Genomic DNA, 18,047 nt, shown 5'->3' on the forward strand with positions numbered 1-18,047 from the left:
AGATCACGCGAGGGGTGCATACGGACGGATTCCGCGTGCGGCGGGAGACGACCCTCACCCCGATCGAAGCTAGGTGCGCCCCCGGACCCCCGCCACCGGGCTCCGCCGAACGGGCCCCGCCCTCCCCCGTTCGCGCCGCACTCCCCCTTTCGCTCCGTGCTCTCCGTCGGCCCTCGGCGCCGGGGGCCGACGCCTACGGAACGCGGACGACCTGCCCCGCGTACGAGAGGTTGCCGCCGAAGCCGAAGAGCAGGGCGGGTGCGCCGGAGGGGAGCTCGCCGCGTTCGACCAGCTTCGCGAGGGCCAGCGGGATCGAGGCGGCCGAGGTGTTGCCGGAGTCGACGACGTCACGGGCGACGACCGCGTTGACGGCGCCGATCTTGGCGGCCAGCGGCTCGATGATCCGCAGGTTGGCCTGGTGGAGGACGACGCCCGCGAGGTCCTCGGGGGTGATGCCCGACCGTTCGCAGACCTGGCGGGCGAGGGCGGGCAGCCGCTGGGTCGCCCAGCGGTAGACGGCCTGGCCCTCCTGCGCGAAGCGCGGCGGGGTGCCCTCGATACGGACGGCGTGCCCCATCTCGGGGACGGAGCCCCACAGCACGGGGCCGATGCCGGGATCCTGGCCGTCGTCCGTGGCCTCGACCACGGCCGCGCCGGCACCGTCGCCGACGAGGACGCAGGTGGTGCGGTCGGTCCAGTCCGTGACCTCGGTCATCTTGTCGGCGCCGATGACCAGCGCCCGGCGAGCGGCTCCCGCCCGCAGGGCGTGGTCGGCGGTGGCGAGCGCGTGGGTGAACCCGGCGCAGACGACGTTGAGGTCCATGGTGGCGGGCGAGCCCATGCCGAGCCGGGCGGCCACACGGGCGGCGGTGTTCGGCGACCGGTCGATCGCGGTGGAGGTGGCGACGAGGACGAGGTCGATGTCCTCGGGGCCGAGTCCGGCGGCGGCGAGGGCCTTGCCGGCGGCGTGCGCGGCCAGCTCGTCCACCGGCTCCTCCGGACCGGCCATGTGGCGGGTCCTGATGCCGACCCGGCTGCTGATCCATTCGTCGCTGGTGTCCACCAGCGCGGCCAGGTCGCTGTTGGTGAGCACCTTGGCGGGCTGGTAGTGCCCGAGCGCGGCGATACGAGTGCCCGTCATGCCCGGGACCCCCTTGGTTCGAGTGGCGCGTGTTGCAAGCAGGAACCACCCAGTCTTGCCAGCGACTGATGGGTAACAGGACACGTAAACCACCAAGATTCGCCCGTACCTCTTGGGAGACCATGACAACGCGGAGCAAGAGGGACGTCCTGGACCCCCGTCGGTCCGCCGAACACCCGGGGGTGTCCGGAAGGTGTCGGCGTCCGTTCGAAGGGCGGGGGCGGCGTCCGGTGTGTGCGATCGCACGGCGGAGGAGGGAGGCACGGTGGCCATGGCCACCGACGACAAGGGCGGCGATCGTGCGTGGCGTCGTAGGCCAGGCGAGACCTTGCGGACGCGACCCGGGCCGGCCGGGCGGCGCGTCTCGCCGGACGGGGAGCCGTGGCGCCGCGACCGCGCCGGGGGCGGCGAGGGGGAGCGGGCCGCGGCTCGCCCCTGCCCGTGCAGGACAATGAGGTCGTCGGGGTCACCTCGCCGCACGACGAGCCGGAGCGCACGACGAGCCGGCGGCCTGCGGCGACCCTCGCGTCAAGGGCCGTTTCGGCTTCCAACACGTACAGAAGCGGGTGTAGCCACCATGGGACGGGTCACCGAGCGACGGCGCGTCATGCGGATCCGCGCGGGGGCCGTGAACGAGCGCCCCGACACGCTGGTGGCCGAGGAGCCGCTGGAGATCCGTCTCAACGGCAGGCCGCTCGCCGTGACCATGCGCACGCCGGGCGACGACTTCGCGCTGGCGGCCGGGTTCCTGGTGAGCGAGGGGGTGCTCGGCGCAGCCTCCGACGTGCGGAACATCGTGTACTGCGCGGGCGCGAAGGACGACGGCACGAACACCTACAACGTGGTGGACGTGCGGCTGGCGCCCGGTGTCGTCGTCCCGGACATCACCCTGGAGCGGAACGTGTACACCACGTCGTCGTGCGGGCTGTGCGGCAAGGCCAGTCTGGACGCGGTACGAACCACGACCCGCTACCCGATCGCCGACGCTCCCCCGGTCCGGGTCACGCCCGGTCTGCTCGCCGCCCTCCCCGGCCGGCTGCGGGCCGCGCAGCGGGTCTTCGACCGGACGGGGGGCCTGCACGCGGCGGCGCTCTTCAGCGAGGAGGGCGAGCTGCTGGACGTACGGGAGGACGTGGGCCGCCACAACGCCGTGGACAAGCTGGTGGGCCGCGCGCTGCGGGAGGACCGGCTGCCGTTGGACCGGGCCGTCCTGCTGGTCTCGGGCCGGGCCTCGTTCGAGCTCGCGCAGAAGGCGGTGATGGCGGGCGTCCCGGTGCTCGCGGCGGTCTCCGCGCCGTCCTCGCTGGCGGTGGACCTGGCTGCCGAGACCGGCCTGACGCTGGTCGGCTTCCTGCGCGGGCAGGACATGAACGTGTACGCGGGGGAGCACCGGATCGCTCTCGGGACCGAGGCTTCCCCGAACTGACCGGGGGGCGGTCGCACGGGGTCGGGCCGTCGGCCGGCAGGAGCGCCGCTGATGCCGACGGGCCCGTGCCCCGGGCGGGGCGCGCGTCAGTTCTTCGGGGGGTCGATCATCTGGAGGGCGAGGGTGGCGGGAGGCTCGGCGAGGCCGGGGCCGCCCGCGGCGGTCCAGGCGAGGATGTCGTCGAGGCAGTCGTCGTCCACGGTCCAGCCGATCCAGGCGGCCCGGCCGCCGCGGCGGCGGCCCTCGGTGGACGGCTGGACGACGACCACGTTGGCCTGCGCGCACGGGCCGAGGCAGTCGCTGGTCCGGACGGCCAGCCTGCCGCCCGAGGTGGCGGCGGCCTCGCGGAGCCGGGCCAGCTGGCCCGCGTGGTCGGTCCCGGGGTTCTTGCGCGCGTCGCCGCAGCAGCAGCCCCGGCACACGACCAGGGAGCAGGGCCGGGCGCCGTAACGTATCGGGACCCGGCTCACGCGGGCGCCTCCAGGGTGACGTCCGCGGCGGTGGTGACCGTACCGAGGCGGGGGAAGTCGAGGGTCACGGAGGCGCGGTGCTCCTCCGCGGTGAAGGCGGTCATGGCGTCCTCGGCGAAGACGAGGTCGTAGCCGAGGTCGCAGGCGGCACGGGCGGTGGACTCGACCCCGAGGTTGGTGGCGATGCCGCCGAACACGAGGGTGGTGACGGAGCGTTCGGCGAGCAGGTCGCGCAGTCCGGTGTCCTGGAACCCGCCGATGGTGCGCTTGACGACGACGAGGTCGTCGGCGTGCACGGGGGCGGGCACGAGGTCGCTGCCGGGGGGCTGGGTGTCGACGTGCGGGCGCTCCACCCTGATGTGGACGACGGGGGCACCGGCGGCACGGAAGGTCGCGGCCAGGCGGGTCGCGGCGCTGACGACGTCGGTTCCGGGGCGGGGGGCGAGGGGCAGCGCGACGATGCGTTCCATCAGGTCGACGAGAACGAGCGCGGTGCGGCCGGGATCGAGTGCGGGCATGGGAGCACGGTAACCTCCCCGTCGATCTTGGCGGGGCGGGTGAGGACGGGATCACGCCACGGCCCGGGGGCCGGGGACCCTCAGGGCCGGGGAACCTCAGGAGCCCGGGGTCGCCGACCGCTGTCGGGGCTCCGGTCGCACGGTGTCCGGGGCGGGCGCCGGCTCCGGGTCGCGGGAGCGGCGCCTGGCGATCACCGCGCAGACCATCAGCTGCATCTGGTGGAAGAGCATCAGCGGCAGCACGGCGAGCGCGGCGTGGGCTCCGAACAGCACGCCGGCCATCGGCAGCCCGGCCGCCAGGCTCTTCTTCGAGCCGGCGAACTGGATCGCGATGCGGTCCTCGCGGCCGAAGCCGAGCCGTTTCGCCCCGTACCAGCTGAGTCCGAGCATCACCGCGAGCAACACGGCCTCGACCGCCAGCAGCAGCGCGAGCCGCGCCGGGGTGACCTGGTGCCAGATGCCGGCGGTCATGCCCAGGCTGAAGGCGCTGTAGACGACGAGCAGGATCGAGCCCCGGTCGACGTACCCGAGCACCTTCCTGTGCCGGGCCAGGAAACCGCCCACCCAGGGGCGCGACAGCTGTCCGGCCGCGAACGGGACGAGCAGCTGGAGCACGATCCTCAGTACCGAGTCGGCCGAGAACCCGGCCCCGCTCCCGCCCAGCAGCGCCGCGGCGAGGAGCGGTGTGAGCACGATCCCGGCCAGGGAGGAGAAGGAGCCCGCGCAGATCGCCGCCGGGACGTTGCCCCGGGCGATCGAGGTGAAGGCGATCGAGGACTGGATGGTGGAGGGGACCAGACAGAGGAAGAGGAGGCCGCTGGAGAGCGCGGGCGTGAGTACCGTCGGCACGAGCCCTCTCGCGGCCAGGCCGAGCAGCGGGAAGGCGACGAAGGTGCAGGCCAGGACGGTGGCGTGCAGCCGCCAGTGCCGCAGCCCCTCCATGGCCTCGCGGGTGGAGAGCCGGGCGCCGTAGAGGAAGAAGAGGAGGGCGATGACCGCCGTCGCGGCGCCGTCCGCGACGCCGGCGGCAGTCCCGGAGGCGGGGAGCACCGCCGCGAGGCCGACGGTGCCGAGCAACGCCAGGACGTACGGGTCGACCGGCAGCCAGGACGGCAGGAGGGTCGTACGGCGGCTCATGTGCTCCACTGCCTGCTCTCGGACGGGGTCGTTCGCCTCCCATCCTGCTCGCCGCCCGGCCGATCGGGAATCCCGTACAGCGCTCTGACTGTCATCACGTTTCACGATAGCCTCGCTCCGTGTACGACCCCACGCAACTGCGCACCTTCCTCGCGGTCGCACAGACGCTGAGCTTCACGCAGGCCGCGCGCCGGCTCGGGCTGCGGCAGTCGACCGTGAGCCAGCACGTGCGGCGACTGGAGGAGGCCACCGGCCGCCCGCTGTTCACCCGGGACACGCACAGCGTGGAGCTGACGGAGGACGGCGAGGCGATGCTCGGCTTCGCCCGGACGATCCTGCGGGCGCACGAGCGGGCGGCGGCGTTCTTCACCGGCACGCGACTGCGCGGGCGGCTGCGGTTCGGCGCCTCGGAGGACTTCGTCGTGACCCGGCTGCCGGAGATCCTCCAGTCGTTCCGGAGCGAGCACCCCGAGGTGGACCTGGAGCTGACGGTCGGGCTGTCGGGGACGCTGAACGCCCGGCTGGAGGCGGGACGGCTCGATCTGATCCTCGCCAAGCGGCGTGCCGACGAGAGCGGCGGCGAGCTGGTGTGGCGGGACTCCCTGATCTGGATCGGTTCTCCGCAGCTGCGACTGGATCCGGACCGACCGGTTCCGCTGATCGTCTACCCCGCGCCCGGCATCACCCGCGCCCGGGCGCTGGAGGCGCTGGAGGCCCAGGGGCGGGCCTGGCGGATCGCGTGTACGAGCACGAGCCTGAGCGGCAACATCGCCGCGGCCCGCGCCGGCCTCGGGGTGATGGCCCATACCCAGGGCCTGGTCCCGCCAGGGCTGGCCCGGGTGCCCGCGCGCGCGGGCCTGCCCGAGCTGGGCGGCGTCGACTTCGTCCTGCGCAAGGGGCGGCGCGGCGGGGCGACCCAGGAGGCGGCGGACGCGCTGGCCACGGCGATCCTGGCGGGCGGGGACCGGCTCCACCGCTCACGCTGAGCACCGGGACGCGTCGCGAGCCGGGGTACGGGAGGCGGGAGACCGGATGCGCCGCACGCGCCGAGAACCGGACCCGGGGCCGGGGGCCGGGGAGGGCGACCGGCGCGCGCAGGCGCGGCGGATCGGCGGGGCCGTGATCGGCCCGTACAGATTCCGTGGAGATTCCCGCCCCGCCTGCTTACCGGCGAGTCAGTAACGAGCGTCGCCCCTCCGCCACTTGCCCCACTCCCCCGCGCTGACCTGTGCGTATGCAGAATGTCCCGACTTCGTGAAGGCCCTGCCGTCCGGCAGTCCCTTGGGGTACCGTCACCCGCGCCGTACGGAGCGCGACAACGAGCCGTCGAGGAGCAGGTCTTTGCGCGAGTTCACCGTGCCGCCCGTCGAGGCGGCGCCTCAGGTCGGCGGTCTGGCGGACGCCGTGTTCGAGCACGCCCAGGAGGCGCCGGACCGGGTCGTGCTCGGCCGCAAGGACGCCGAGGGCCGGTGGCGTGACGTGACCTCCGCGCGGTTCCGCGACGAGGTGCTCGCCCTCGCCAAGGGTCTGATCGCGCACGGCGTACGGTTCGGCGACCGGGTCGCGATCATGGCCCGGACGCGGTACGAGTGGACGCTCTTCGACTTCGCGCTGTGGACACTCGGCGTGCAGTCGGTGCCGATCTACCCCACCTCGTCGGCGGACCAGGTCCATTGGATGCTGCACGACGCCGAGGTCACCGCGTGCGTGGTCGAGCACGAGGACCACGCGATGACGATCGGCTCGGTCGTCGACCGGCTGCCCCGGCTCCAGCGGCTGTGGCAGCTGGACTCCGGCCGGGGAGCCGTCGCCGAGCTGGTCGAGGCGGGCGCGGAGATCGACGACGACGTGGTGCACCGGCACCGCAGGGCGGTGACGCCCGACTCCGTCGCCACGATCATCTACACCTCGGGCACCACGGGCCGCCCCAAGGGGTGTGTGATCACGCACTCCAACTTCATGTTCGAGACGGACATGCTCGTCGGCCGCTGGGAGCCGGTGTTCCACTCGAAGCCCGGCGACGAGCCCTCGACGCTGCTCTTCCTGCCGCTCGCGCACGTCTTCGGACGGATGGTGGAGGTCGCGGCGGTCCGCAGCGGGGTGAAGCTGGGCCATCAGCCGGCCCTGACGGCGTCGGCACTGCTGCCCGATCTGGTCGCGTTCCGGCCCACGTTCATCCTGGCCGTCCCCTACGTCTTCGAGAAGGTCTACCACGCGGCCCGGCGCAAGGCGGAGGCCGGCGGCAAGGCGGGACCCTTCGACAAGGCCGTCGAGGTGGCGGTCAAGTACGCGGAGGCGATGGAGCACAGGGCGTTCGGGCTCGGCCCGGGGCCTTCGGCGGCGCTGCGGGTACAGCACCAGTTCTTCGAGAAGGTCGTGTACGCGAAGGTCCGCGAGGCCATGGGCGGTCGGGTCCGGCACGCGATGTCGGGCGGCTCCGGGATGGACCGCCGGCTCGGGCTGTTCTTCGAGGGCGCCGGCGTGACGGTCTTCGAGGGGTACGGCCTGACGGAGTCCTCGGCCGCGGCCACCGCGAACCCGCCCGAGCGGGTGAAGTACGGGACGGTGGGACAGCCGGTCCCGGGGACGACCGTGCACATCGCGGAGGACGGCGAGGTGTGGCTGCACGGCGGCCAGGTCTTCTCGGGATACCTCAACGACCCGCGGGCCACCGCCGCGGTGCTCAACGACGGCTGGCTGTCCACCGGCGACCTGGGCATGCTCGACGAGGACGGCTATCTGACGATCACCGGGCGGAAGAAGGAGATCCTGGTGACGTCCAACGGCAAGAGCGTGTCGCCGGCCGGTCTGGAGGAGCGGATCCGGTCGCATCCGCTGATCGCCCAGTGCATCGTCGTGGGCAACGACCGGCCCTACATCGCCGCGCTGGTGACGCTGGATCAGGAGGCCGTGGAGCACTGGCTGGCGATGCAGGCGAGGCCGCCGTTGCCGCCCGCCGATCTGGTGCGGGACCCGAGCCTGGAGGCGGAGATCCGTCGGGCGGTGGTCTCCGCCAACACCCTGGTCTCGCAGGCCGAGTCCGTACGGACCTTCCGGATCCTGGCCCACCCCTTCAGCGAGGAGCACGGGCTGCTCACCCCGTCGTTGAAGCTGAAGCGGAAGGCGATCGAGAAGGTGTACGCGACGGAGGTTGAGGCGCTCTACGGCTGACCGGGGGCCGGTGCGGCCGGGATGGGCGGCCGCGGCGCACGGACACGGGCGCTCGGCGTGGGGCCGCTTCGGGCACGTCGGGTGGCGGCCCGGAGTCGACGACCGCTGTCACAGGTGGCGGCCCGGGCACGACGACCGCTGTCACGGAGACCGGGAACGACGACCGGCACGGCGGAATGCGATCCGGCGCCCGATCGTTGACCCTGGGAGTACCACCCGACGACGATAGGATCGACCCCTCGTGAGCACGGACAACAAGGTCCCTTCCCTCACCCTGAACAACGGCGTGCGGATGCCGCAGCTCGGCTACGGCGTCTGGCAGGTGCCGGACGACGAGGCGGCGGAGGCGGTGACCACCGCCCTGGAGGCCGGCTACCGCTCCATCGACACGGCCGCGATCTACGAGAACGAGACGGGTACCGGCCGGGCCGTCACCGGCTCGGGGATCCCGCGCGACGAGCTGTTCGTCACCACGAAGCTGTGGAACACCGAGCAGGGCTACGACTCGACGCTGCGCGCCTTCGACGCGTCGCTCGACCGCCTGGGCCTGGACTACGTCGACCTGTACCTGATCCACTGGCCGGTGCCGGCGAAGGACGCCTACGTCGACACCTACCGGGCGTTCGAGAAGATCCACGCGGACGGCCGCGCCAAGGCCATCGGCGTCTCGAACTTCCTCCCGGAGCACCTGGAGCGGCTGATCGGCGAGACGTCCATCGTGCCGGCCGTCAACCAGATCGAGCTGCATCCCCACCTCCAGCAGGCGGAGGCCCGCAAGGCGCACGCCGGCCACGGCATCGCGACCGAGGCGTGGTCGCCGCTGGGGCAGGGCAAGGGGCTCCTGGAGGTGCCGGCGCTCGTCGCCATCGCCCAGAAGCACGGCCGCACCCCCGCCCAGGTGGTGCTGCGCTGGCACCTCCAGACCGGGAACGTGGTCATCCCGAAGTCGGTGACGCCGTCCCGCATCCGGGAGAACATCGAGGTGTTCGACTTCGAGCTGGACGACGAGGACATGGGTGCCATCGCCGTCCTCGACGAGAACCGGCGGATCGGCCCGGACCCGGCCGAGTTCAGCGTCGGCGCCTGACAGCCCCGTACCGCGTCCCACAGCCCTGCCGCGACGGACGGCCGTACCGCGCCTGACAAAGCCCTACCGCGTCGGCGCCGTACGGCGTCCGCGCGGTGTCCTTCCCCTTCGGCGCCGTACCGCGGGCAGGGGACGCGCGGCCCCGGTGCGGATGCCGCCCTCGTCGTGACCGGGCGGCGCCCGCACCGTCCATGTGCCGGCCTGGTCGTGACCGAGCGGCGCCCGCACCGTCCGCGCCCTCCCGGGCCGGTCGGCGCGGGGCGCCGCGTGTCGCTCAGACGACGGTGAGGACGATCTTCCCGCGGGTACGGCCCGACTCCCCCAGCTCGTGCGCCTTGGCCGCCTCCGCCAGCGGCAGGACGGTGTCGACCACGGGCCGCAGCCGCCCCGTCTCCACCAGCTCGACCAGGCCCAGGAGCCCGGCGTAGTCCGGCTCGACGAGGGTGAAGCCCGTACGGATGCCCCGCTCCCCGGCCGGAGCCGCGTCGGGGGAGGGCAGCGTCACCAGCGTGCCGCCGTCGCGGAGCACCGGCAGCGAACGGGTGCCGTAGTCGCCGCCGACGCTGTCGAGGACGACGTCCACGTCCCGTACGGCCTCGGAGAAGTCGGTCGCCGTGTAGTCGATCGGCTCGTCGACGCCGAGCGAGCGCAGGAAGTCCTGCTTGGCGGCGCCGGCCGTGCCCAGCACGTACGCCCCGCGGGCCTTGGCGATCTGGACGGCGAGGTGGCCGACGCCGCCCGCCGCCGCGTGGACCAGGACCCGCTGCCCCGGACGCAGCGCCGCCGTCCCGACCAGGGACTGCCAGGCGGTGAGCCCGGCGAGCGGGAGCGCCGCGGCCTCCACGTGGGAGAGCGAGGCGGGCTTGCGCGCGAAGTGGCGGGCCGGGCCCGTGACGTACTCGCCGTACCCTCCGGCCTGGCGCGGGAAGTCGGGCATGCCGAAGACCTCGTCGCCGGGGGCGTACAGCGTGACGCCGAGTCCCACCGCCTCGACGACGCCGGAGACGTCGTAGCCGAGGACCGGGGTCTCGGCCCACATGCCGAAGCCGCCGGTGGCGCGGGACTTCCAGTCGACCGGGTTGAGGCCGGCCGCGTGGACCCTGACGAGGATCTCGGTCGGGCCGGGCTCGGGGCGGGCGACCCGGGCCTCGGTGAGGACCTCGGGGCCGCCCCACTCGCTCGCGGTGACGACGCGCATGGTGGCGGGGGCAGCAAGGGGCGTGGCGTTCATGGGGGCTCTCCTGGTGCGGGGTCGCTGGTCTGCCACCAGCGTCGGCGAGACGCACCCCCGCCGGTACTGGCCGGATGGCCATGATGTGACAGAATCCGGCCATGACCTCTTGTCCGCCGTCGCCGGCCCGCCCACGGGCCTCGGCGGGAACACCGGCCCACCGGGTGGCCGTCCTCGCCCTGGACGGTGTGATCCCGTTCGAGCTGGGCATCCCCGCCCGCATCCTCGGCTGCCCGGCGGACGAGGACGGCGCCCCGCTCTACGACGTGCGCGTCTGCTCGCTCGACGGCGCCCCCGTCCGCACCTCGGACGGCTTCTCGATCGTCACCGAGTTCGGGCCCGAGGAGCTGGCACGGGCGGACACCCTCGTCGTGCCGCCCACCTACGAACTGCGCCGGCTCGCCGAGGACGGCTCGCTCCGCGACCGGCTGGCCGGCACCCTGGGACGGGTGCGCCCCGGCACCCGGATCGTCTCCATCTGCACCGGTGCGTACGCCCTGGCCGCGGTCGGCCTGCTCGACGGACGGCGGGCCACCACCCACTGGTGGGAGGCCGCCCACTTCCGGTCGCTCTTCCCCGGCGTCCTGCTCGACGAGGACGTGCTGTTCGTGGACGACGGGGACGTCCTGACGTCGGCGGGCGCGGCGGCCGGCGTCGACCTCTGCCTGCACCTGGTCCGCAAGGACCACGGCAGCGCCATGGCCAATCTCGTCGCCCGGCGCTGTGTCGTCCCGCCGTGGCGGGACGGCGGCCAGGCGCAGTACATCGAGCGCCCGGTCCCGGAGCCGACGACGGCCACCACCGCGCCCACCCGTGCCTGGGCCCTGGAGCGCCTGGGCCGGCCGCTGACCCTGAACGAGCTCGCCGGGCACGCGCGGATGAGCGTACGGACCTTCACGCGCCGCTTCCGCGACGAGGCGGGAACCACGCCCGGGCAGTGGCTCACGGCCCAACGCCTCGAGCTCGCCAAGCAGTTGCTGGAGACCAGCGACCTCACCGTGGATCACATCGCGGACCGCACGGGGTTCGGCAGCGGCAACTCGCTGCGCCAGCACATGCGCAGCGCCGTCGGGATCTCCCCGGCCGCCTACCGGCGTACCTTTCACCTGGCCGCGGGCGACACCGCGACAGGGGCACACGTCACGGGCGACGGCATCGGGCACGACGTCACGACGGACAGGGGGCACGGCAAGTGAGCGGTTCACCGGCACCGGTGGAAGAGGGTCTGTACCGGGTACGGAACGTGGCCAGCGGCCTGCTGCTGGAGGTGTACGAGGGGTCGGGCCGCAGCGGCGCCAACGTGCAGCAGGGCAAGGAGAACGGGACGCCCGGCCAGCACTGGCACATCGCACCGGTGCCGAACGGCGGCGGACTCCACCACCTCGTCAACGCGGCCAGCGGCAAGCGGCTCGACGTGGCGAACGCCTCGACCGAGAACGGCGCCAACGTCCAGCAGTGGAAGGCGAACAACTTCGGCGCCCAGGAGTGGATCATCGAGCAGGACCTCCAGGCACCGGGCACGGTCGCGCTGGTGAGCTTCGTGAGCGGGCTGCTCCTCGAGGTCGAGGACGGCTCTGCGGACGACGGGGCCAACGTCCGGCAGTGGGAGGACACCGATTCCCCCTCCCAGTGGTGGCGGCTGGAGCCGGTGGCCTGACGCCGGCCGGGGTCGGGCCGGGTCGGCCGGTCCGTCCCCGGCGGGGCCGGCGGGACCGTGGGGGCCTGTAGGCCGGGAGGGGCCCCGCGGGACAGTGGGGTCAATGGGACTGCCGGGGCCGGTGGTGGCGGGATCGTTCGAGCCCGCCGGGAGCGGAGCTGTGCGATCGTGGTGGGGTGACCCTGGAGGACCTCGTCCGGCTGCGCCGGGCCCGTGACCTGATGGACCGCGAGTACGCGAACCCGCTCGACGTTCCGGCGCTGGCGCGTGTCGCCCTGATGTCGCCGGGCCACTTCTCCCGGAGCTTCCGGGCCGCCTTCGGGGAGACGCCGTACAGCTACCTCATGACGCGGCGGATCGAGCGGGCCAAGGCCCTGCTCCGGCTGGGCGAGCTGTCGGTCACCGACGTGTGCTTCGCGGTCGGCTGTACGTCACTGGGGTCCTTCAGCTCGCGGTTCACCGAGCTGGTCGGCGAGACCCCGAGTGCGTACCGGGCCCGCAGCCACGACGAGGGCGCCGCGATCCCGGCCTGCTTCGCTAAGATCCACACGCGACCGGTCAGGAACGGAGAAGCGAAACCTCCCGCACGCTCCTAGCGTGGTGCCCATGAACATCACGCTGTCACAGTGCTTCATCGCCGTCGACGACCACGACAAGGCGCTCGCCTTCTACCGGGACGTCCTCGGACTCGAGGTCCGCAACGACGTCGGGTTCGAGGGCATGCGCTGGGTGACCGTCGGCGCTCCCTCGCAACCGGGTGTGGACATCGTCCTCGAACCGCCCCTCGCGGACCCCAACGCCTCGCCCGCCGACAAGGCGGCGATGGCGGAGCTGCTGGCGAAGGGGCTGCTGCGCGCCGTCATCTTCTCCACCGACGACTGCGACGCCACCTTCGAGCGCATCCGCGCCGCGGGCGGCGAGGTCCTGCAGGAGCCGGTCGACCAGCCGTACGGCGTCCGCGACTGCGCCTTCCGCGATCCCGCGGGCAACATGGTGCGCTTCACGCAGGCCCGCGGATGAACCCGCCCGTCAGGCGGGTGTGACCGGCGGCTTCGCGTAGGACACCAGCCGGTACACGGGGTCGGCGCGGCGACGGTCCTGGTCCGGGAGGGCGGCCAGTTCCTCGGCCAGCGCGGCGCAGGCCCGCGGGCCGCCGCCGAACCACGAGGCGTAGTGGCCGCGGCGCAGCCTGTCGGCCGTGCCGCGGGGGTGGGCGCCCTGCCCGTGGCCGGTGAAGCGGGAGACGCCGGACGGCACCAGACCGTGCGCGGCGGCGTGCGCCCCGACACGGTCGGCCCGGTCCGAGGCGCGGTCGTGCGAACGGCGGGGAGCGAGGATCCGGTCGATGTCGCTGCCCACGTCGTGTGCGGCGTCCTTGTCCACCGTGACGACGAGGACGCCGCCGGGGCGCAGTACCCGGGCGGCTTCGGCGACGATCTCGTCCGCGAAGGGGACGAGGTGCAGGAGCCAGACGGCGCTGACCGCGTCGACCGAGGCGTCCGGCAGGGGCAGGGTGCGTCCGTCGGCGCGCGCGACGCGACCGGGGAGCCGCCGCACCGCCTTGCGGGCCATGCCGTGGGCGGCGTCGAAGCCGAGGACCCGCAGGCCGGGGCGGGTGAGCCGCTCGGTGACCAGGCCGGTGCCGCAGGCGACGTCGACGAGCGTGCCGGTGGTGGGCGGGAGAAGACTCAGGACGGCCTCGGCCGCCGCCGCGGCCCGGGGCACTCCGCCCCGGGTCTCGTCGTAGCGGTCGGCCTCGGTGTCGTAGTCGAGCAGCGTCGGGCGCATGGCGCCGATCGTAGGGCCGTCAGCCGGCGCCGTGTCCCGGGGCGACGGCCTCCACCCGCTCCGCGAGCTCGAAGTCCTTCTCGGTGATCACGCCGCCTGCGGAGTGCGTGTTCACGGAGACGGCCACCGTGTTGTAGCCGAGCGTCAGGTCGGAGTGGTGGTTCAGCTCCTGCTGGATCCGTGCCACGTGGACGACGAGCGCGGTGGCGGCGAAGTGGTCGCCGAGCCGGTAGGTGCGGGTGATCCGGTCGTCCGTCAGGGACCAGCCGGGGAGCTCTCGCAGGCGGTCCTCGATCTCCTTCTGCGACAGCGGCTCTGTGGGCATGTCCGTACTCCCTCCGGTCGGGGTTGCTGACGGTGACGATACGGTCCCGGAGACTCGATACCCGGGGCCGACACCTGGGATACCGTCAGGTCATGACAACTCTCGTGACCGGTACGGGCGTAGGGCCGCTCCTGCGGGGATGGCGCGAGCAGCGGCGGCTGAGCCAGCTGGAACTGGCGCTGCGGGCCGATTCCTCCGCCCGGCACATCTCGTTCGTCGAGACGGGGCGGTCCCGGCCGAGCGAGGAGATGATCCTGCGTCTCGCCGAGCATCTGGACGTGCCGGTGCGGGAGCGCAACGCACTCCTGCTGGCGGCGGGTTACGCGCCCCGGTACACCGAGACGGCGCTGGACGAGCCGGGTATGGCGACCGTGCGGCAGGGGATCGAGCAACTGCTGGCCGGCTACGACCCGTATCCGGCGCTCGTCGTGGACGGGTCGTACACGGTGGTGGCGGCCAACGAGGGTCTCGGCCTTCTGCTGGCCGGGCTGCCGGAGCATCTGCTGACCCCGCCGGTGAACGCGATGCGGGTGACGCTGCACCCGGAGGGGCTCGCCCCTCGGATCCGCAACCTGCGGGAGTGGCGGGGGCACCTGCTGCACCAGATGGAGCGGCAGATCGGCCTGGCCCGTTCCGAGGCGCTGCGGAAGCTGTACGAGGAGGTGGCGGCGTACCCGCTGCCCGAGGGGTCCGCCGGCGCGGAGGAGGGGCGCGGCGAAGAGGGTCCGGAGCAGTACGCCTACGTCGCGCTGCCGCTGCGGATCGAGCACGACGGACAGGTGCTGTCGTTCGTGTCGTCGATCTCGACGTTCAACACGCCCATGGACGTGACGGTCGCCGAGCTGGCCATCGAGACGCTCCTCCCGGCCGACCCGGCGACGGTCGCGTATCTGCGGTCGGCGCGTCCTACTCCGTAGCCCGCAGGGCCGACCACTGGAGAACGGCGAACGCGGCGACGACGACGGCCTGCGCCGGGATCCACACCGCGCCGGCGGTAGTGGGCTCCAGCCAGGTGACGAGGGCGACGACGCTGAGGACGGCCCAGAGGGCGTTGACGTCGACGACGAGCTTCACGCCGAGGGCCGGGGGCGCCGGACGGCTCGCGAGCCAGGCGACGCCGGCGGCGAACACGGTGAGCAGCGCGCCGAGTTCGAGCAGGAGGCCGGGGGCGACGCCGAGCAGCTCGCCCAGCGGCCGGGAGGCGACGAGGTAGGCGAGCCCGTTCCCGCCCGTGACGACGGCGTCGAGAGCGAGGAAGCGGCGCACCATGGACCGCGGGCGGGTGGTGCGGGAGAGACCGGTGAGCAGGGTCTGGGACATGACGGATCACACTCCGTGGGGAGGGCCGGTGGTGGGCCCGGAGCTCGGACGGAGTGCGCCGCCCGAGTTCCGGTGGACCCCACGATGCCGCCGCGGGCGGCGCGGGTCGATGACGTCACAGGTAATGGGCCCCGCACCCCGTTCCGCCCGTCCGGAGGGCCGGCGGCAGCAGTCCGGTGGCCGGGCGGGTATCGAACGGGCGGGGCGCGCATGGGTATTGTTCGCGCCGGGCGGCCGGGGGGCCGTCGACGGGGAGGGGGCGCGGATGATGCGGGCCAGGGACCGGGCGCGGATGGTGGCGACCGGTGACGATCACAGGGTGACGCCGGCGGAGCTCTTCTTCGACCTGGTGTTCGTCTACGCGATCACTCAGGTCACGGCGCTGATGGCGGCCGCGCCCTCGCCGGTGCGGGTGGTCGGCGCGATGGTGGTCCTCGCGCTGCTGTGGTGGTGCTGGTGCTGTTTCGCCTGGCTGGGCAATGTCGTACGGGCCGACTCGGGAGCGCCGTTCGCGGTGCTCGTCACCGTCATGGCGGTCGTCTTCATCGTGTCGCTCGCCGTGCCCGAGGTCTTCGCGGACGCCCCCGGCGGCCTGTCGGCCCCGCTGCTGTTCGTGCTCTGCTACGGCGTCGTACGCGTCCTGCACCTGGTGGCGTACTGGCTCTCCGGTCCGGACGACGCGCTCCTGCACGCGACGCTGCGGCGGACCGCGGTGGCCTCGGTGCTGCCGCCGCTGGTCCTGCTGCTGATCGGCAGCGCGCACACCGGCACGGCCCAACTCCTCTGGTGGCTGGGGGCGGTGGCCATCGACTACGGCGGGATCTACGTGACCGGATCGTCCGGCTGGCGCGTCAACTCCCCCGGACACTTCGCCGAACGCCACAGCCTGATCGTGATCATCGCGCTCGGCGAGTCGATCGTGGCCATGGGGATGGGCATGTCCGGCTTTCCGCTCACCGCGGCCGTGCTCGGCGCCGCCGCGGCCGGACTGCTGCTCTCGGCCGCGCTGTGGCGGCTGTACTTCCGGCAGCTGGGCGAGGCCGCGGAGCACCGGCTCGCGGAGCTCTCCGGCGACGATCGCACGCGGTTCGCCCGGGACGTGTACACCTTCCTTCACCTGCCGCTGGTCGCGGGCGTCGTGCTGTGCGCGCTCGGCATGAAGAAGGTCGTCCAGCAGGTCGCCGACACCGGCCACTACTCGTTCGCGGAGCCGTTGCACGGGGTCGTGGCCTGGTCGCTGACGGGGGGCGTCGGAGTGTTCCTGCTGGGCGCCGCGGCGATCGTCCTGCGCTCCACCGGCCGGCGGCCGACCGCCCTCGCCGTGGGCGGGCTGTGCTGTCTGGCGGCCGGCCCGCTGGTGGGCGTGATCCCGGCGCTCGTCGCTCTGGTGCTGCTCGCCTGCGTGCTGTCGCTGGTCGTCGGCGTGCACGGCCGCCGGCTGTCCGCCGCCGCGGTCACGGCTCCCGGTGCCTGACGTCGGGCCCGGACGGCCCGTCCGGCTCCGCCGCGGTCACGGTAGGCCGTGCTCACAGCTCCCGGTGCATGACGTGCAGGCCGACGGGGCCGTGCACGGGGTGCCGGAAGGCCGCCGGCACCGTGCCCACGACGGCGAACCCGAGTGAGCGCCACAGCCCGAGGGCCGGGTTGGTCTCCACCACCGCGTTGAACACCATCGCCGTGTAGCCGTCCTCCTTCGCCGCCACGAGCACGTGCTCGGCGAGGCGGCGGCCCACACCCCGGCCCGCGGCACCGGGCGCCACCATGAACCCGGCGTTGGCGACGCGCGCCGCCGGGCCGCCGTAGTTGCGGCGGACGAAGGCGGAGGCGAGGACCTCTCCGGCCTCCTCGACGACGAACACGCGGTTGCCCGGCGCCATCCACAGCGCTCGCGCCGCGTCCTCTCCGGTGTCGGGGTCCCAGGTGTAGGTCTCGCCGGCGGACACGATCTCGTGCCAGAAGGGCCAGATGCTCTTCCAGTCCTCCGCCACGGCGTCTCTGATCTCCATGGCGCCGAGTCTGCCAAACCGCTCGGGGACGGTTCGGTACGGGGCGGGGCGGCTTGGTACGCGGGCACGCCCGCCTCGCTCGGACGGCCGGCCCGCACGGGCCGGTCGTTGCCGGCCCGTGCCGGGGCCGCCCCGTGCGCCGGTCGGCGGACCGAGGCCGGTCGTCGGTGACGGCCGGTGGTGGGCGGGCAGGCCCTGGCGGCCGGTCAGCGGGTGGCGCTCTCCTCCTGGGCGGGGGTGGCCCGGTTCTCCCGGACCGGGGCACGTTCCGGCTCCGGCGCGGGGCCTCGGACGGCCCGTTCCTCGCGGGAGGCCTCCGCGCGCAGCAGGGCGTTGAGCACGGCGAAGTGGTCGATCGGCATGGCGAAGCTCCTTGCGGTGGGGGGTCAGCACGGGCGAGAGGAGCCGGCCTCTCAGCAGCGCATCACCCGGCACCGGGGAGTGCCGTCGCGCGGGACGGCCCGCGGGGCGGGCGCGTCGGCCGCGACGCGTGAGACGGGCGTGGCCACGTGTGGGGGGTGCCCGCCACGGGCGGCGGCCTTCCGGCGCGACCGGTCCCGGCCAGGGGCGGAGGCCTCGGACTCGGTCGTGTCGTGCGCCTCCCCGACGGGATCCGGCACGGTGGACGCGGCCGGTCTGGCCTCGACGCCCGAGGGGCCGGCGGCCGCGCAGCAGACCCCGAACAGGGCCGCCAGCACGAGGAGGACGGGAACCGTCGCGGCGCGCCACCGCCTTCGCGCTCCGCGCCGGGCGGGGCGGGGCGGTGGCAT

General features: G+C 73.6%; 20 protein-coding genes. 10 read left to right on the forward strand and 10 right to left on the reverse strand.

From position 1 onward, the window contains the following. Nucleotides 1-193: 193 nt before the first annotated feature. A complete protein-coding gene (locus AB0K65_RS06685) occupies nt 194-1,141 on the reverse strand; it encodes a beta-ketoacyl-ACP synthase III (RefSeq protein ID WP_365714637.1) in 948 nt (315 codons plus the stop codon). A gap of 577 nt (nt 1,142-1,718) precedes the next feature. Between AB0K65_RS06685 and fdhD the strand changes: the two genes are divergently transcribed. Beyond that, nucleotides 1,719-2,567 (forward strand): formate dehydrogenase accessory sulfurtransferase FdhD, encoded by an 849-nt coding sequence (fdhD, locus tag AB0K65_RS06690; protein ID WP_365714638.1) that lies wholly within the window; start codon nt 1,719-1,721, stop codon nt 2,565-2,567. Between the two features lie 86 nt (nt 2,568-2,653). Here fdhD and AB0K65_RS06695 read toward each other — a convergent pair whose 3' ends face one another. The 3 genes from AB0K65_RS06695 to AB0K65_RS06705 form a co-directional block, all read right to left on the reverse strand. Continuing rightward, entirely contained in the window at nt 2,654-3,037 is a 384-nt protein-coding gene (locus tag AB0K65_RS06695; RefSeq protein WP_365714639.1) for a (2Fe-2S) ferredoxin domain-containing protein, read from the reverse strand. Then, nucleotides 3,034-3,555: an isochorismatase family protein gene (locus tag AB0K65_RS06700; protein ID WP_365714640.1), complete on the reverse strand. Its 522-nt coding sequence runs from the start codon at nt 3,553-3,555 to the stop codon at nt 3,034-3,036. Before AB0K65_RS06700 ends, AB0K65_RS06695 begins: the two co-directional genes overlap by 4 nt. A gap of 96 nt (nt 3,556-3,651) precedes the next feature. Beyond that, nucleotides 3,652-4,692: a bile acid:sodium symporter family protein gene (locus AB0K65_RS06705; protein ID WP_365714641.1), complete on the reverse strand. Its 1,041-nt coding sequence runs from the start codon at nt 4,690-4,692 to the stop codon at nt 3,652-3,654. A 119-nt stretch (nt 4,693-4,811) separates the two neighbouring features. Between AB0K65_RS06705 and AB0K65_RS06710 the strand changes: the two genes are divergently transcribed. From AB0K65_RS06710 to AB0K65_RS06720, 3 genes are all read left to right on the forward strand, one after another. Continuing rightward, entirely contained in the window at nt 4,812-5,678 is an 867-nt protein-coding gene (locus AB0K65_RS06710; protein WP_365714642.1) for a LysR substrate-binding domain-containing protein, read from the forward strand. A 355-nt stretch (nt 5,679-6,033) separates the two neighbouring features. After that, nucleotides 6,034-7,863, forward strand: a complete 1,830-nt coding sequence (locus AB0K65_RS06715; protein ID WP_365714643.1) for an AMP-dependent synthetase/ligase — start codon at nt 6,034-6,036, stop codon at nt 7,861-7,863. A gap of 292 nt (nt 7,864-8,155) precedes the next feature. Continuing rightward, on the forward strand, nt 8,156-8,950 hold the full coding sequence (locus AB0K65_RS06720) for an aldo/keto reductase (protein ID WP_365714811.1): 795 nt from the start codon (nt 8,156-8,158) through the stop codon (nt 8,948-8,950). A gap of 274 nt (nt 8,951-9,224) precedes the next feature. On the opposite strand, the gene AB0K65_RS06725 is transcribed toward AB0K65_RS06720, so the two are convergent. Further along, on the reverse strand, nt 9,225-10,181 hold the full coding sequence (locus tag AB0K65_RS06725; RefSeq protein WP_365714644.1) for an NADP-dependent oxidoreductase: 957 nt from the start codon (nt 10,179-10,181) through the stop codon (nt 9,225-9,227). A 101-nt stretch (nt 10,182-10,282) separates the two neighbouring features. Here AB0K65_RS06725 and AB0K65_RS06730 point away from each other — a divergent pair, with 101 nt between their 5' ends. The 4 genes from AB0K65_RS06730 (at nt 10,283) to AB0K65_RS06745 (ending at nt 12,858) form a co-directional block, all read left to right on the forward strand. Beyond that, nucleotides 10,283-11,377: a helix-turn-helix domain-containing protein gene (locus AB0K65_RS06730; RefSeq protein ID WP_365714645.1), complete on the forward strand. Its 1,095-nt coding sequence runs from the start codon at nt 10,283-10,285 to the stop codon at nt 11,375-11,377. Continuing rightward, nucleotides 11,374-11,838, forward strand: a complete 465-nt coding sequence (locus AB0K65_RS06735; RefSeq protein WP_365714646.1) for an RICIN domain-containing protein — start codon at nt 11,374-11,376, stop codon at nt 11,836-11,838. The genes AB0K65_RS06730 and AB0K65_RS06735 overlap by 4 nt, the downstream gene beginning before the upstream one ends. Before the next feature lie 176 nt (nt 11,839-12,014). Then, nucleotides 12,015-12,434, forward strand: a complete 420-nt coding sequence (locus AB0K65_RS06740; RefSeq protein ID WP_365714647.1) for a helix-turn-helix transcriptional regulator — start codon at nt 12,015-12,017, stop codon at nt 12,432-12,434. A 10-nt stretch (nt 12,435-12,444) separates the two neighbouring features. Further along, entirely contained in the window at nt 12,445-12,858 is a 414-nt protein-coding gene (locus AB0K65_RS06745; RefSeq protein WP_365714648.1) for a VOC family protein, read from the forward strand. A 9-nt stretch (nt 12,859-12,867) separates the two neighbouring features. On the opposite strand, the gene AB0K65_RS06750 is transcribed toward AB0K65_RS06745, so the two are convergent. Together AB0K65_RS06750 and AB0K65_RS06755 are read right to left on the reverse strand one after the other, a co-directional pair. Then, a complete protein-coding gene (locus tag AB0K65_RS06750) occupies nt 12,868-13,614 on the reverse strand; it encodes a class I SAM-dependent methyltransferase (RefSeq protein ID WP_365714812.1) in 747 nt (248 codons plus the stop codon). Nucleotides 13,615-13,645: 31 nt separating this feature from the next. Continuing rightward, nucleotides 13,646-13,951, reverse strand: a complete 306-nt coding sequence (locus tag AB0K65_RS06755) for a 4a-hydroxytetrahydrobiopterin dehydratase (RefSeq protein WP_365714649.1) — start codon at nt 13,949-13,951, stop codon at nt 13,646-13,648. A gap of 92 nt (nt 13,952-14,043) precedes the next feature. Here AB0K65_RS06755 and AB0K65_RS06760 point away from each other — a divergent pair, with 92 nt between their 5' ends. Then, complete coding sequence (locus AB0K65_RS06760) at nt 14,044-14,868, forward strand: helix-turn-helix transcriptional regulator (RefSeq protein ID WP_365714650.1); 825 nt, start codon at nt 14,044-14,046, stop codon at nt 14,866-14,868. Here AB0K65_RS06760 and AB0K65_RS06765 read toward each other — a convergent pair. After that, nucleotides 14,858-15,271 carry a hypothetical protein gene (locus tag AB0K65_RS06765; RefSeq protein WP_365714651.1) on the reverse strand — a complete coding sequence of 138 codons (414 nt, stop codon included), beginning with the start codon at nt 15,269-15,271 and terminating at the stop codon, nt 14,858-14,860. The two genes, AB0K65_RS06760 and AB0K65_RS06765, sit on opposite strands and share 11 nt — an antisense overlap. 319 nt (nt 15,272-15,590) lie before the next feature. Here AB0K65_RS06765 and AB0K65_RS06770 point away from each other — a divergent pair, with 319 nt between their 5' ends. Next, complete coding sequence (locus tag AB0K65_RS06770; protein WP_365714652.1) at nt 15,591-16,745, forward strand: low temperature requirement protein A; 1,155 nt, start codon at nt 15,591-15,593, stop codon at nt 16,743-16,745. Nucleotides 16,746-16,797: 52 nt separating this feature from the next. Here the strand turns inward: AB0K65_RS06770 and AB0K65_RS06775 are convergent, their stop codons facing one another. Then, nucleotides 16,798-17,277 carry a GNAT family N-acetyltransferase gene (locus tag AB0K65_RS06775; RefSeq protein WP_365714653.1) on the reverse strand — a complete coding sequence of 160 codons (480 nt, stop codon included), beginning with the start codon at nt 17,275-17,277 and terminating at the stop codon, nt 16,798-16,800. A 206-nt stretch (nt 17,278-17,483) separates the two neighbouring features. Then, nucleotides 17,484-17,639 carry a hypothetical protein gene (locus AB0K65_RS06780; protein ID WP_365714654.1) on the reverse strand — a complete coding sequence of 52 codons (156 nt, stop codon included), beginning with the start codon at nt 17,637-17,639 and terminating at the stop codon, nt 17,484-17,486. Nucleotides 17,640-18,047 lie beyond the last annotated feature (408 nt).

This window comes from Streptomyces sp. NPDC053755 (assembly GCF_040677675.1).
In the GTDB taxonomy this organism is placed as follows: Bacteria; Actinomycetota; Actinomycetes; order Streptomycetales; family Streptomycetaceae; genus Streptomyces.